The following is a 13,476-nucleotide window of genomic DNA, read 5'->3' as shown; positions in this document are numbered from 1 at the left end:
CACGCGTCAGAGCGCGACCGGCTCCGCCCGCGATATCGCGATCATGTCCTCGCGAGGAACGACCTTCACGCGCGCACGGCCCTCGGGCTCGCCGAGCGCCATCTCGTGCTCGTCCAGCCGGTGCCAGCCGTCGAGATCCGTGTAGGCGATGTCCCGCTCCTCGAGCAGGGCGACCACGGCCGCCTCCTCGGGGTGCTCGGGCGTCCACCAGGACGCCTGGTCGTTGAGCACGTGCGCGACGGTCTCCATGGCGTCGGACTTGGTGTGCCCGATGAGGCCCACCGGTCCGCGCTTGATCCAGCCGGTCGCGTACACGCCGTGGACCTGCTGGTCCTCGTCGTCCAGGACCTGGCCCTCGCGGTTCGGGATCACGCCGCGCATCTCGTCGAACGGGAGGCCGTCGAGCGGCGAGCCGAAGTAGCCGACCGCGCGGTACACGGCCTGGACCGGGACCTCGCGGATCTCACCCGTGCCGCGCACGCCGCCCTCGCCGTCCGGCTCGGTGCGCTCGTACCGGATCGCGCCGACCCGACCGGATCCGTCGTCCACGAACTCGAGCGGCTTCGCCCAGAAGTGCAGGTGGAGACGACGCGAGGCGCTCCCGACCTCACGGGTGCGCCACTGGTTGAGCACCCGGTTGATGACCATGACCTGCTTGTTGGTCGCGATGGCGGCCTCCGAAGCGGGATCGAGGTCGAAGTCCTCGTCGGCGACGATCATGTCGACGTCGCGCAGCTCGCCCAGCTCGCGCAGCTCCAGCGGCGTGAACTTCACCTGAGCGGGACCGCGGCGCCCGAAGACGTGCACGTCGGTGACGGGAGAAGCCTTCAGCCCCTCGTAGACGTTCGGCGGGACCTCGGTGGGCAGGAGGTCCTCGGCGTGCTTCGCCAGCATCCGCGAGACGTCGAGCGCCACGTTGCCGTTGCCGATGACGGCGACGGAGGACGCCTCCAGCGGCCAGGTGCGCGACACGTCGGGGTGGCCGTCGAACCAGCTGACGAAGTCGGCCGCACCGTAGGAGCCCTGGAGCTCGACACCCGGGACGTCGAGCGGAGCGTCGCGGACGGCGCCGGTCGCGAAGATCACGGCGTGGTAGTGCCGCTTGAGATCCTCGAGCGTGATGTCGGTCCCGAAGTGCACGTTGCCGAAGATGCGGATGTCGCCCCGGTCGAGCACCTCCCGCAGCGCGGTGATGATCCCCTTGATGCGCGGGTGATCGGGCGCGACGCCGTAGCGGACCAGGCCGTAGGGCGCGGGCAGGTGCTCGAACAGATCGATCGAGACGTCGTACTTCTTCTCGGCCTTGATCATGAGGTCGGCGGCGTAGATGCCCGCGGGACCCGCGCCGACGATGGCCAGCCTGAGCTTGGTCATTGCGTTCCTCCTGCCGGGGCGCCGCAGCGCACAACCGGTCTCATTCCTGCGGCGCAGGGCGCGCCGCGACGATCGGGGTCAGCCGTTGCGCTCGACGACGGTGTCGGCGAAACGCGTCAGCGCCTTGCGGACGGAGCCGTCGGGCAGCGGAGCGAGGGCGGCGACGGCCTCGTCGGCCCACCGATGGGCCTCGGCGAGGGTCTGCGCGGTGACGTCGTGATCGCGCAGCTGAGCGATGGCGTCCGAGATGTCGGCGCTCTGCTCCTCCGTGTGCGCGATGGCGTCGTTCGAGCGGCTCACATAGCTCTCGATGCGGGCGAGGAGAGCCGCGGCCTCCCTATCGGAGGAGGCGCGCTCGCGCAGGCGCAGGATCGGCAGCGTCGACACGCCGGCGCGGATGTCCGTGCCGGGGTTCTTGCCGGTCTCCTCCGGCTGGGGAGAGAGGTCGATGACGTCGTCGACGATCTGGAAGGCTACGCCGATCTTCTCGCCGAAGACGCGCATGGCCTCCTCGTACTCCTCCGGAGCCTCCGAGAACGCGACTCCCGTGCGGCCCGCCGCGGCGATCAGGGACCCGGTCTTGTCGGCCAGGACGGACAGGTAGTGCTCGACCGGGTCCTCGCCGTCGGTCGGGCCGACCGTCTCGTGCAGCTGCCCGAGGACGAGCCGCTCGAACGTGTCGGCCTGGAGCCGGATCGCCTTGTCGCCGAGCTCGACCATCAGCTGGTTCGCGCGGGCGAAGAGCAGATCGCCCGTCAGGATGGCCACGTTGTTGCCCCACACGGTCTGCGCCGACGGGACGCCGCGGCGCTTCTCCGCCTCGTCCATGACGTCGTCGTGGTAGAGCGATGCGAGATGCGTGATCTCGATCGCCTGCGCACCGAGCAGGACCTGCGGCGTGTTGCCGCGGCCCAGCGACGCGGCCAGGAGGGTGAGCATCGGGCGCACACGCTTGCCGCCCGCCTCGAGGAGGTACCGGGTGGAGACATCGGCCACAGCGTCCGCGAAGGACAGCTGCCGGACGAGACCCTCCTCGACCTGCTCCAGACCCGCGTCGATCGCGCGGGCGAGAGCCCGGTCCGACGAGGAGGAGAAGATGCGCTCGGAGAGGCCGAGCTGCGCCGTCAGAGACGGGCTGCGACGGGCGACGGGCGCAGTGGCGTTCACAGGGAAACCCTAACGTCTCGGCCTGTGCGGACCCCGGTCGTCATCGGGTCGCCGCGATCGGCTTGACGCCGCGGTGCAGCGCCACGATGCCAGCGGTCAGATCGCGGTAGGCCACGCGCTCGAAGCCCGCCGCGCGGAGCCAGGCGGCGACGACGCTCTGCTCCGGCCAGGCCCGGATGGAATCGCCGAGATAGTCGTACGCAGGATTGTTCGACGACGCGAGGCGCACGACGGCGGGCATGACCGTCGACAGGTAGAAGTCGTACGCGGCGGCCAGCGGAGCGATCGGCGGAGTCGAGAACTCGCAGATCACGACCCGGCCGCCGGGCTTCAGCACACGCAGGAACTCGGCGAGCGCCGTCCTCGGCTCGGCCACGTTGCGCAGACCGAACGAGATGGTCACGGCGTCGAACGACTCGTCCTCGAACGGGAGGTCCATCGCGTCGGCCTGGACGAACTCGATCCGGTCGTTGCCCGCCTGACGGCGACGGCCGACGGCGATCATCCCCGGGGAGAAGTCGGCTGCGACGACCTGGGCGCCCGACCGCGCCAGCGACGCGCTCGACGTTCCGGTGCCGGCCGCGATGTCGAGAATGCGCTCACCGGGAGCAGGGTTGACGGCGCGAGTGGTCGCGATCCGCCAGAGCCGGTCGTTCCCCACCGAGAGGAGTCCGTTCACCAGGTCGTAAGCGGGAGCCACGGTGTCGAACATCGAGGCGACCTCGTCGGGCCGTTTGGTGAGGTCTGCCTTCGTCACGATCCGCAAGTCTACGGCGAGACGCGGGACGGCGGCTGTGCATCCGCCGTCCCGCGCCGGTCGGCGCGCTCCCCCCTGGGGAAGCGCCGGGACCGCCCCGCTCCGCCTCGCGCGGCGGCCCCGGACCGGATCACGGTAGCAACGGAGCCCTCCGCCCCGAGCCCTGCGGCATGGGGCGTCCCACCTTCTGGCGCGGGCGTACCCTGCTGAGGTGACGCTCATCGGCGCTGGAACCCCCCTGCTGCGTGCGGAGACGACTCCACTCGACTCTCCGCAGTCGCTCCTCTCCCACTCCGACCCGAGGCGGCCCCTCCTCTGGCAGCGCGACGGCGCCGGGCTCAGCGGACGCGGCGAGGCCCTGCGCCTCGAGTTCTCGGGCCCGGAACGGCTGCGGGATGCCGCGGCGGCCTGGCGTCGGCTTTGCGACGCGGCGACGGTGGAGGACCGGGTCGGACTACCCGGGACGGGGCTGGTCGCGTTCGGGACCTTCGCTTTCTCGAGCCGATCCGAGGCGACGAGCGTGCTGATCGTGCCGCGCACCGTGATCGGGACGCGCGACGGCCGGTCATGGCTGACGCGGATCACGATCGGCGAGGCGGAGGGACCGGATACGCCGGGCGAGGAGCCGCTGGGGGCGGAGTACCACGTGCCGCTCTCGCCGGGTGCGCTGCCGCCGGACGGGTACCGCGCGGCGGTCGCTGCCGCGGTGGAGACGATCCGGGCGGGTGAGCTGTCCAAGGTCGTGATCGCGCGCGATCTGCAGGGGCGGCTCCCGCCGGGGGCGGACCTGCGTCGGATGCTGGGTGCGCTCACCGAGCGGTACCCGGACTGCTGGGGCTTCGCCGTGGACGGATTCCTCGGCGCCAGTCCGGAGACGCTGGTCGCGGTCGATCGGGGCGAGATCTCGGCGAGGGTGTTGGCCGGCACGGCCGCACGAGGCGAGGATCCCCTCGCCGACGCGGACGTGGAGGCCGCTCTGCTCGAGAGTCCGAAGGACCGCTCGGAGCACGCTTTCGCTCTCGCCAGTCTGGTCCGGGAACTCGAGCCCCACACACGGGAGCTGACGGCGGGCGCCGCCCCGTTCACGCTCCGCCTGCCGAATCTCTGGCACCTCGCGACGGACGTGCGAGGAATTCTGGGCGACTCCTCCAGCGCGCTCGATCTCGTCGATGCTCTTCACCCGACCGCGGCAGTGGCCGGCACTCCGACCGCCGACGCCCTTGCGCTCATCGAGCACCTGGAGCCCTTCGACCGCGGTCGGTACGCAGGACCCGTCGGCTGGATCGACGGCAACGGCGACGGCGAGTGGGCCGTCGGACTCCGTAGCGCCGAGGTCACGGCCGAGGGCGCGGTCACGGCCTGGGCGGGCGCCGGCATCGTGGCCGACAGCGTTCCCGAGTCCGAGCTCGCCGAGACCCGCATGAAGTTCCGCCCGATCACCGACGCTCTGGCCTGACGCACGTCGGGAATCGTTGAAGCCGTCGGCTACCCGCCGCTTACCCCGCCCGGTCCCCGTCGAGCCGGGGAACCCCCGGCCGTCGTCCTGCGCCCACCGGCGGACGCCCGGGCAGCGCCGGCGGTCTGGTCGTCACCCGGCGGCCGGTCGGTGTGGTCCAGTCCGCTGTGCCGTCCGGATGGAGCAGATACGTCCAGCGGTCGCCGTGGCGCACGTGGTGGTGGGCGACGCACAGGGAGGCGAGGTTGTCGGGAGTCGTCTCTCCCCCGTTCCGCCATTCGACGCTGTGGTCGGTCTCCGTCGAGGACGCCGGCCGGGTGCAGCCCGGGAAGCGGCAGGTCTGGTCGCGGAGGCGGACCAGCAGCCTCATCCTCGGCGGCGGGAGGCGGTGGCGGCGCCCGACGGAGACGACCGCGCCGGTCTCCTCGTCGGTCAGCACGGGAGTGAAGGCGGCGTCGTCGTCGATGAGCGCTCGCACCGCCTCGGCGGGGATCGGCCCGTAGCCGTCGAGCTCGGCGGCCGCCTCGTCGTCACCTGCGGCGGTGCTCGCCGCCACGGTGACTCTCACCTCGGCCCGCAGCCCGGTCGAGGGCGCCGCGGCTCCCTCCGGAGTGGTCCCCGCCACGTCCCCGTGGCAGAGCAGGTCGGCCCACGCGTCGGCGCGGAGCTGCGCCAGCGTCCGCAGATCGCGGTCCCCTTCGGCGCCGTCCCGCAGATCCCTCGCGATGCGGTCGAGTCGGGCGAGCGCTCCGACGGCCTCGGGCGCGGGGACGTGCGCGCACACCGTCGCCATGCCGTCGATCCCGGCTGTCATCCACACCCGGCGGTCCTCGCGGGCGCGAGCGTGCCGCTCGGCGAGGGGCTCGTCGTGCAGCTCCTCCCGCACCCGCGCGAGGGCGTGGCGCAGCTGCCCCGGGGTCAGCGTCTCCGCGAGGTCGACGGCCCGGTCGTCGTAGGCCGCGCGCGCCGCTGCCGGGAGGGTCGCCGCGACGGAGCAGACGAGCTGGCCGGCCTCCCAGCGCATCCTGGCGTCGGCGAGCGCGGAGCGGGTCCGCGGCAGCTCCTCCATCAGGAGCGAGGCGTGCAGCAGCTCCCTGGCGGCGGTGCGCTCGGAGACCCCGAGGGCGACGGCGAACTCCGCTCGGATCGACCGTTCGACGAGGTCCGTCGCATCCTTGCTGTCCGTCGAGGAGCCTCGGGCGAACGCGTCGGGACAGGTCAGCGCCGCGCGGTGTCCCGCGTGCAGCGCCTCCGCCGCGGTCAGGAGCACCGGGGAGGCGCTCCTCGCGAGCGCCGCCGCCCGGTCGCCGAGGGCGAGGACCTCTCCTCGCACCGTCTCCGCATCAGCCATGCCTCCAGCGAAGCAGCAGCAGACGAGCTGCGGAGCTCGAACGAGGCGTCCCCGGGAGAACAGCGTCCGACGACGACCTGTGGAGGACCGACCGACCGGACCCGTGCGGACTCAGCGCTCGAGCCGGATCTCCACGATGCCCGGCCCGTCACCCGGCGAAGTCAGCGCCTGCTCCAGCTCGCCGCGCGTCGCCGCACGACGGTGGCCCCACCCGTAGGCGCGCGCGAGAGCCTCCAGATCGGCGTTCTGCGGGGTGAACTGCACGCGGTCGAACGCATCAGGATGCGAGCTCGACGCGACCTCGAGTCCGTCGAAGATCGTGCCGCCCCCGTCGTTCACGACGACGAGCTGCACGCGCGGGCGTCGCTCTCCGGGCGGGAGGAGGAGGCCGCCGGCCTCGTGGAGCAGAGTGAGATCGCCGAGGACCGCCCGGGTGACTCCGCCGGCTCCCTGCTCGGTCGCCTGCGAAGCCACCGCGATCCCGAGAGCCGTCGAGATCGTGCCGTCGATGCCGGCGAGGCCGCGGTTCGCCAGGACGGATATCCGCTTGCCCGGCAGGGTCCCGTCGGCGACGCGGATCAGCCGCGACGCTCCGAACAGCAGCCGGTCGTGCGGCCAGGTGACCTTCCAGACCGCGGCGACGACGAAGTCGCGGGTGAGCGGTGCCCTGATCGCGGCGAGGGCGTTGCGCGCGTAGCCGCGGCGGTCCTCGACCGACATCGACCCCGCGTCGGGGACCTCGTCCAGCTCGTCGGGGTCGACCGTCAGGGCGCGGCTCGCGAACACCCAGGATCCGGCCCAGGCGCGCTCGCCGCGCTCAGGACGCGGCGACCCCTCGGGGCGGACCACGTCGACGCCTCCGACGCGGCGGGCGCGCCGGCCGGGGTTGTAGAACTGATCGCGCACGGCGTCCACGACGATCACCTCGACGTCCTCGCGGCGCAGCAGTTCGGGGACCTCGCGGGAGAGCGTCGGGTGTCCGAGCACGATCGCCCGGCGGATGCGTCCGCCGAAGTCGGGCTCGCCGAGCAGGCGCCGCCAGGCGACGACGAGCTGCGGTCCGAAGCGGGCGCCGGAGGAGACCTCGGCCAGCAGCGGCCAGTCGCCGGCGCGAGCGATCTCCTCGGCCGCGGCGCCCGCCTTGTCCCCGGCGATGACGACCGTGAGCGGCTCACCGGGACCGGCGGTCACGACGGCACGCGGGATCCCGGATCCGACAGCGGGCGACGAGACCGGTCCGATCCGCTCCATGTCGGGCAGAGCGGAGGAGAGCGGGTCGCGGAAGGAGAGGTTCAGATGGACCGGCCCGCGGCGCGCCGCGGTGACGGCACGATCGGCGAGCGCCCGCGCGTCCTCGGGCAGGGAGGCGTCGTCCGGAGCAGCGACATCCTCGAACAGCCGCACGGCACGCCCGTACAGCTCGCGCTGCTCGGCCGTCTGGTTCGAGCGGATGCCGCGCAGCTCGTCGGGCCGGTCGGCGGTCAGGACGATCATCGGCACGTCCGAGGCGTCCGCCTCGAGCACTGCCGGGTGCAGGTTCGCGGTCGCCGTGCCGGAGGTCGTGATCACGAGCGCCGGCATCCGGGATTCGAGGGCGAGGCCCAGCGCCAGGAACCCCGCGGAGCGCTCGTCGATCCGCACGTGCAGCCGGATGTCGCCGCGGGTCTCGAGCTCGGCCGCCACCAGGGCGAGCGCCTGCGAGCGGGAGCCCGGAGCGACGACGACGTCGCGGACGCCGAGCGCGACGAAGCGGGTGAGGAGGTCGACCGCGAATCGGGTGGAGGGGGCGACCGGCCGGTGCTCAGGCATCCCGGCGGCCGGGGCCGTCGGCCTCGCCCTGCTCGTCCATCTCGGCGAGGTCGCGCTCGAGCTGGGCGATGCGCTCGGCCTGCAGGCGCTCCTCCTCGGGGTCGCGCTCGGTGCGGAGGGTGCCGAGGAAGTCGGGGTCGTCGTCCGGAGCGGTGTAGCGGCGGCCGGCGGCGCGCTGCTTGCGAGGGCGGCCGATCCAGAACCACAGTCCCGCACCGATGACCGGGAGGATCAGCACCACCAGGAGCCAGGACCACTTCGGGATCGCCCGCACGGCGTGACGGTTGCTCATCGCGACGTCGATCACGGTGTAGACCGTGAAGACGGCGAGGGCCACGAGCAGGCCGATGACGAGGCGGATCATGGACACGAGTCTACGTCCGGCACCCCCGTCGGGGAGGGTCCGCACGGACGCTGGACAGGAGGCTCCCACGGTGCTCACGGAAGCGCGTGCAGGGGCCGACGTACACTGTCCCGGTGAAACTGAGCCGCGCGGTCGTCGTCTACTCGCTCCTGCGCCTGGCGATGTTCGCCGGCGTCTTCGTGCTGGTGTACCTGCCGGCGCGCACCTTCGTCGACTCGGAGCTGACGGCAGCGGTCACCGCGGGCTTCGTCGCCGCGATCGCGAGCCTGTCCCTCTCCTACATCCTGCTGAGGAAGCCCCGCGAGCGCATCGCGGAGGCGATCTACGAGCGCCGCAAGGACGTCCCGCGCGCCCCGACCGACGACGACGTCGAGGACGCCGCGGTCGACGCGACCCGCGACGACCGCTGAGCCGGGCGCTCCCGCCGGCGAGGCCTCCCCTCTGACGCGCTGACCCCGCTCGCACCAGGCCCGGCCCGCAACAGCCGATCTCACCCGAATCCGGCCCACCCGAGCCCGCCTGGTGCGAGCCGCCGCTCTAGAACGCCAGCGCCGCCCCGAGGATGACCGCGTAGGCGAGCCCGCCCAGGCTGGTCAACTGCAGCGCCAGGATGAGCTCCTTCGCCGTCTTCGCCGTCAGGGTGATCAGGATGGCCGGCAGGATCATCAGAAGCACGAAGAGCGTCAGCCATGCCAGCGGGTAGAACAGCGCGAGGATCACCGCGATGCCGAACGGGATCAGTACGAAGCCCGTGTAGATCGCGCGGGACACGGCCGGTCCCGCGAGGACCGCGAGGGTCCGCTTGCCCGAGAGGCGGTCGGTCGGGATGTCGCGGATGTTGTTGACCATGAGCACGGCGCAGGCGAACAGGCCCGCCGCCACGGCGCCGAGCCACGACTCCTGGTTGGTGCGGCCGATCTGCACGAACGTGGTGCCGACGGTGGCGACCAGGCCGAAGAACACGAAGACGAAGAGCTCGCCGAGCCCGAGGTAGCCGTAGGGGCGGCGTCCGCCGGTGTAGAACCACCCGGCCGCGATCGCCGCCGCGCCGACGATCAGGAACCACCACTGCCCCGAGAGGGCGGTGAGCACGAGGCCGGCGACGGCCGCGATCCCGAAGAAGACCAGGGCGACGGTGAGCACCTGGCGGGGCTTCGCCGCTCCGGAGCCGGTCAGCCGCGAGGGTCCGACGCGGTTGGCGTCGGTGCCGCGCACGCCGTCGGAGTAGTCGTTGGCGTAGTTGACGGCGATCTGCAGGGCGAGCGAGACGGCCAGGCAGAGCAGGGCGCGCACCCAGTGCCAGCCCTCGTCGACGACCTGGGTCGCTCCGGTGCCGATGAGCACGGGGGCGACGGCCAGCGGGAGGGTGCGGAGGCGGGCGCCGGCGATCCACTCGCGGGGACCGGCGGGCTTCACGACGACCGCTCGCGGGCTGCCCCCGGGGCGGCCGCTGGAGGACTTCTTCTTGCGACTCGTACTCGACACGGAGGGAATCCTACCCACCGGCCCGTCGACGCTCGGAGCCGGTCAGGCCTGCTCGGCGAGCACCTCGAGGGCGCGGCGGTCGGGCTTCCCGGAGGCGAGGAGGGGGATGCGGCCGACCGGCAGCACGGCCGCGGGAGCGGCGGCGCGCCCGAGGCGGTCGGCGATCAGGGTGCGCAGGCCGGTGAGCGCGGGAGCCTCCTCCGCCGTGACGACGACCGGGACCTCGCCCCACTGCTCGTCCGCCCGCCGCACGACGACCGCGTCGGGGACGGGCCCCTCGCGGAGCACGGCCTCGACGGCGTCGAGCGACACCTTCTCCCCGCCCGACACGATCACGCGGTCGAGCCGACCGGTCACCCGGAGGCGCCCGTCGACGATCGACCCCGCGTCGCCCGTGCGGTACCAGCGCTCCCCGTCGAGCTCGAGGAAGGCGGAGGCGCTGCGCTCGTGGTCGATCGCGCCGTCGGCGTCGAGGTAGCCCTCCGCGAGGGTCGGGCCGCCGAGCAGCACCTGCCCGTCCTCGACGCGCATCCGCACGTCGTGGAGCGGGACGCCGTCGTAGACGCAGCCGCCGGACGTCTCGCTCGATCCGTAGGTCAGGCGGATGCGCGCACCGAGGGCGGCGGCGCGGTCCCGCAACGGCTGCGGCGTCGCCTGGCCGCCGATCAGGAGCGCGTCGAACGAGCGGAGCGCCTCGGCCGCGGCCGGATCGCGCTCGGCGAGGTCCAGCAGCCGCGCGAGCTGCACGGGGACCAGCGAGGAGTACCGCCGCTCCCCCGCCGGCATCGTCCGAGCGAGAGCGAGGAAGGCCGCCGCGTCGAAGCCGCCGGCCGGGAGGACGACCGGGTCGGCCTCCGCGGTCAGCGAGCGGACGAGCACCTGCAGTCCCGCGACGTAGTGCGTCGGCAGGCAGAGCAGCCAGCGTCCCGGCCCGCCGAGCTCGGCGAGGGTCGTGGAGGCGCTGGTGAGCAGGGCCGCTGTCGAGAGCGCGACCCGCTTGGGCGGCCCCGACGAGCCCGAGGTCTCGACGACGGCGGCGACGCGCTGCGGCACGACGGCATCCTCGGAGGCGGTCGCAGCGCCGGGGGCGGAGACGCGGATCGCCGGGCCGCTGCCGTCCAGGGCCGCGCGAAGAGCGAGGAGGACGGCCTCGACCGTCGCGTCGACACCGGCGAGCGGGCGGGTCACCTGCGTGCCCTCCGGCTCAGAACTGCCACGGGAACGGCGACCAGTCGGGCTCGCGCTTCTCGAGGAAGGAGTCGCGTCCCTCGACGGCCTCGTCGGTGCCGTAGGCGAGGCGCGTGGTCTCGCCCGCGAAGAGCTGCTGGCCCACGAGGCCGTCGTCCACGGCGTTGAACGCGTACTTCAGCATCCGGATGGCCGTGGGCGACTTGGTGAGGATCGTCTCGGCCCACTCCACCGCGGTCGTCTCGAGCTCGGCGTGCGGGACGACCGCGTTCACGGCGCCCATCTCGTAGGCGCGCTGCGCGGAGTACTCCCGCGCGAGGAAGAACACCTCGCGCGCGGCCTTCTGCCCGATCTGGCGGGCGAAGTACGCGGAGCCGTAGCCCGCGTCGAAGGAGCCGACGTCGGCGTCCGTCTGCTTGAAGCGCCCGTGCTCGGCGGAGGCGAGGGTGAGGTCGCAGACCACGTGGAGCGAGTGCCCGCCTCCTGCGGCCCAGCCGGGGACGGCCGCGATGACGACCTTCGGCATGAAGCGGATGAGGCGCTGCACCTCGAGGATGTGCAGGCGGCCGTTCCGCGCGGAGTCGATGCCCTCGGCGGTCTCGCCGTCGGAGTACCGGTAGCCGTCGCGGCCGCGGATCCGCTGGTCTCCTCCCGAGCAGAACGCCCAGCCTCCGTCGCGCGGGCTCGGGCCGTTGCCGGTGAGGATGACGACGCCGATGCGCGGGTTCGTCCGGGCGTCCTCGAGGGCGCGGAACAGCTCGTCGACCGTGCGCGGCCGGAACGCGTTGCGGACCTCGGGCCGGTCGAACGCGACGCGCGCGATGCGGCCGGAGCGGTCGTGGTGGTAGGTGATGTCCTCGAGTGCGTCGAAGCCGTCGACGGCCGCCCAGCGGTGGGCGTCGAACAGTTCGGAGACCTGCGTGCTCATGCCACGACCCTACTGATCTGGACTGCACGGCGACTCGACACCGCCCGGGCAGACGGAAGGGGACCCCGCTGACGCGGAGTCCCCTTCCGGTGCTCGCCCCTACTTGGCGGCGGAGGTGGTGCGGTTCTCGGCCGACACCATCCAGGCGTACTGCTCGAGGCTCTGGATGATCGCGTGGAGGAGATCCGCGCTGGTCGGGTCCTCCTCGTCCACCTGGTCGTGGACCTCGCGCATGGTGGCGGCGGTGTTCTCGAGGCGGATCGTGACCAGGTCGACGGTCTCGGCCGTGTCGATCTCGCCGTGCGGGTACTCGGGGAGGGTGGTGGTCGCGGCGACGGTGTCGCTGCGGCCGTCCGGGATCCCGTGGAGGGCGCGCATGCGCTCGGCGATGTCGTCGCTGAACTCGCGCGCGGCCTCGATGATCTCGTCGAGCTGCAGGTGGAGGTCGCGGAAGTTCTTGCCGACGACGTTCCAGTGGGCCTGCTTGCCCTGGACGTGGAGCTCGATCAGGTCGACGAGGACGATCTGGAGGCTGTCGAGCAGCTCCTTGGAGGCCTTGAAGCCCTTCTCGGCGTTCTGACGGCGGCTGGTCTTGGCACCGGAGCCCGCGGGGGCTTCGACGTGGCGTTCGAGGGTGGTGGTCATGGACCGTTCCTTTCTCTTGCAGTGCCGGGTGCGGTGTCCCGCCCCGAGTCTGGCTTCTTCGGCTGGACGGCGCCCGCACGCGCGGGGTGCGCGCGCTGGACGGGGCCCGTGGTTGCGGGGATCAGATCGTGGCGACGGATCCGGCGTCGACGCGGTAGTTCGAGCCGTTCACGAACGAGGCGCGGTCGGAGCAGAGGAAGGCGATCACGGCTGCGACCTCCTCGGCCTCGCCCCGGCGCTTCAGCTCCATGTACGGGCGCTCCTCGTCGAGGAAGGACGAGATCGCCTCGTCGACCGAGGTGCCCCTCTGCTCGGCGCGCTTGGACATCATCCCGTCGGTCATCGGAGTGCGGATGAACGCGGGCGAGACCGTGTTCACGAGCAGGCCCTCCTGCGCGTAGGAGCGCGAGAGGCCCTTGGCGAAGGCGAGGACGCCCGCCTTCGCGGCGCAGTAGGGCAGTTCGTCGTCGTAGGGCTGCACGGCGTCCTCGGAGGCGGTGAGCACGAGCCGGCCCCAGCCTCCGGTGCGGAGGTCGGGGAGGAACTCGCGCACGAGCCGCACAGGCCCGAGCAGGTCGACCTCGAGCGTGCTGGTCCAGCCCTCGTCGTCGATCTCGTGGAACAGGCCCTGCGCCCCCGTGACTCCGGCGCACTGCACGAGGATGTCGATCGCGCCGACCGCTCCGGCCACGCGGCGGTGCAGCTCGGCGAGCTGCTCCGTGCTGGTGACGTCGGCGGCGAAGGCGTGCAGGCGGCCCTCCGGAGCGTCGAGCCCGGCCGCGGCCCGGTCCAGCTCCGCCTGGTCCTTGTCGGTGATCACGACGGTCGCGCCCTCGGCGAGGAGGAGCTGCGCCGTGGCCAGGCCGATGCCGGAGTCGCCTCCGGTGACGAGGGCGGTGCGGTCGGTGATCCCGAGATCCATGCTGAGGTGCTCCTTGTGGGTGCGGTGCGA

13 protein-coding genes are annotated in these 13,476 nt (G+C 72.7%); 2 read left to right on the top strand and 11 right to left on the bottom strand.

The window, feature by feature from the left end:
- Positions 1–6 precede the first annotated feature (6 nt).
- From C5C35_RS08655 to ubiE, 3 genes are all read right to left on the bottom strand, one after another.
- The gene (locus tag C5C35_RS08655; RefSeq protein ID WP_104262958.1) at positions 7–1,374 is read right to left on the bottom strand and encodes an FAD-dependent oxidoreductase; all 1,368 of its coding nucleotides are present in this window, start codon (positions 1,372–1,374) and stop codon (positions 7–9) included.
- 78 nt (positions 1,375–1,452) lie between these two features.
- A complete protein-coding gene (locus C5C35_RS08650; RefSeq protein WP_104225905.1) occupies positions 1,453–2,541 on the bottom strand; it encodes a polyprenyl synthetase family protein in 1,089 nt (362 codons plus the stop codon).
- Between the two features lie 40 nt (positions 2,542–2,581).
- Complete coding sequence (ubiE, locus tag C5C35_RS08645; protein ID WP_104226060.1) at positions 2,582–3,298, bottom strand: bifunctional demethylmenaquinone methyltransferase/2-methoxy-6-polyprenyl-1,4-benzoquinol methylase UbiE; 717 nt, start codon at positions 3,296–3,298, stop codon at positions 2,582–2,584.
- Positions 3,299–3,509: 211 nt separating this feature from the next.
- Between ubiE and C5C35_RS08640 the strand changes: the two genes are divergently transcribed.
- Positions 3,510–4,754: an isochorismate synthase MenF gene (locus C5C35_RS08640; protein ID WP_374953117.1), complete on the top strand. Its 1,245-nt coding sequence runs from the start codon at positions 3,510–3,512 to the stop codon at positions 4,752–4,754.
- 40 nt (positions 4,755–4,794) lie between these two features.
- Here C5C35_RS08640 and C5C35_RS08635 read toward each other — a convergent pair whose 3' ends face one another.
- From C5C35_RS08635 to C5C35_RS08625, 3 genes are all read right to left on the bottom strand, one after another.
- Positions 4,795–6,105 (bottom strand): HNH endonuclease signature motif containing protein, encoded by a 1,311-nt coding sequence (locus tag C5C35_RS08635; RefSeq protein ID WP_104225906.1) that lies wholly within the window; start codon positions 6,103–6,105, stop codon positions 4,795–4,797.
- A gap of 111 nt (positions 6,106–6,216) precedes the next feature.
- A complete protein-coding gene (gene menD / locus C5C35_RS08630; RefSeq protein ID WP_104262957.1) occupies positions 6,217–7,914 on the bottom strand; it encodes a 2-succinyl-5-enolpyruvyl-6-hydroxy-3-cyclohexene-1-carboxylic-acid synthase in 1,698 nt (565 codons plus the stop codon).
- Positions 7,907–8,278, bottom strand: a complete 372-nt coding sequence (locus tag C5C35_RS08625) for a PLD nuclease N-terminal domain-containing protein (RefSeq protein WP_104262987.1) — start codon at positions 8,276–8,278, stop codon at positions 7,907–7,909. The genes menD and C5C35_RS08625 overlap by 8 nt, the downstream gene beginning before the upstream one ends.
- A gap of 113 nt (positions 8,279–8,391) precedes the next feature.
- Between C5C35_RS08625 and C5C35_RS08620 the strand changes: the two genes are divergently transcribed.
- The gene (locus tag C5C35_RS08620) at positions 8,392–8,688 is read left to right on the top strand and encodes a DUF4229 domain-containing protein (protein ID WP_104239140.1); all 297 of its coding nucleotides are present in this window, start codon (positions 8,392–8,394) and stop codon (positions 8,686–8,688) included.
- A gap of 127 nt (positions 8,689–8,815) precedes the next feature.
- On the opposite strand, the gene C5C35_RS08615 is transcribed toward C5C35_RS08620, so the two are convergent.
- From C5C35_RS08615 to C5C35_RS08595, 5 genes are all read right to left on the bottom strand, one after another.
- A complete protein-coding gene (locus tag C5C35_RS08615) occupies positions 8,816–9,763 on the bottom strand; it encodes a 1,4-dihydroxy-2-naphthoate polyprenyltransferase (protein WP_374953116.1) in 948 nt (315 codons plus the stop codon).
- Between the two features lie 42 nt (positions 9,764–9,805).
- A complete protein-coding gene (locus C5C35_RS08610) occupies positions 9,806–10,951 on the bottom strand; it encodes an AMP-binding protein (protein ID WP_104262956.1) in 1,146 nt (381 codons plus the stop codon).
- A gap of 16 nt (positions 10,952–10,967) precedes the next feature.
- A complete protein-coding gene (locus C5C35_RS08605) occupies positions 10,968–11,879 on the bottom strand; it encodes a 1,4-dihydroxy-2-naphthoyl-CoA synthase (protein ID WP_068255374.1) in 912 nt (303 codons plus the stop codon).
- Between the two features lie 99 nt (positions 11,880–11,978).
- The gene (locus C5C35_RS08600) at positions 11,979–12,524 is read right to left on the bottom strand and encodes a Dps family protein (protein WP_104223596.1); all 546 of its coding nucleotides are present in this window, start codon (positions 12,522–12,524) and stop codon (positions 11,979–11,981) included.
- 121 nt (positions 12,525–12,645) lie between these two features.
- Positions 12,646–13,446 carry an SDR family NAD(P)-dependent oxidoreductase gene (locus C5C35_RS08595; protein WP_104262955.1) on the bottom strand — a complete coding sequence of 267 codons (801 nt, stop codon included), beginning with the start codon at positions 13,444–13,446 and terminating at the stop codon, positions 12,646–12,648.
- Positions 13,447–13,476: the final 30 nt, after the last annotated feature.

The organism is Rathayibacter sp. AY1F8, assembly GCF_002932165.1.
Taxonomy (GTDB): domain Bacteria; phylum Actinomycetota; class Actinomycetes; order Actinomycetales; family Microbacteriaceae; genus Rathayibacter.
This window is presented reverse-complemented; position numbering and strand designations above follow the sequence as displayed.

Coding starts and splice junctions, on each gene's coding strand:
- C5C35_RS08625 (WP_104262987.1), bottom strand. CDS start 8,278: ATGATCCGCCTCGTCATCGGCCTGCTCGTGGCCCTCGCCGTCTTCACG.
- C5C35_RS08595 (WP_104262955.1), bottom strand. CDS start 13,446: ATGGATCTCGGGATCACCGACCGCACCGCCCTCGTCACCGGAGGCGAC.
- C5C35_RS08655 (WP_104262958.1), bottom strand. CDS start 1,374: ATGACCAAGCTCAGGCTGGCCATCGTCGGCGCGGGTCCCGCGGGCATC.
- C5C35_RS08605 (WP_068255374.1), bottom strand. CDS start 11,879: ATGAGCACGCAGGTCTCCGAACTGTTCGACGCCCACCGCTGGGCGGCC.
- C5C35_RS08600 (WP_104223596.1), bottom strand. CDS start 12,524: ATGACCACCACCCTCGAACGCCACGTCGAAGCCCCCGCGGGCTCCGGT.
- C5C35_RS08635 (WP_104225906.1), bottom strand. CDS start 6,105: ATGGCTGATGCGGAGACGGTGCGAGGAGAGGTCCTCGCCCTCGGCGAC.
- menD (WP_104262957.1), bottom strand. CDS start 7,914: ATGCCTGAGCACCGGCCGGTCGCCCCCTCCACCCGATTCGCGGTCGAC.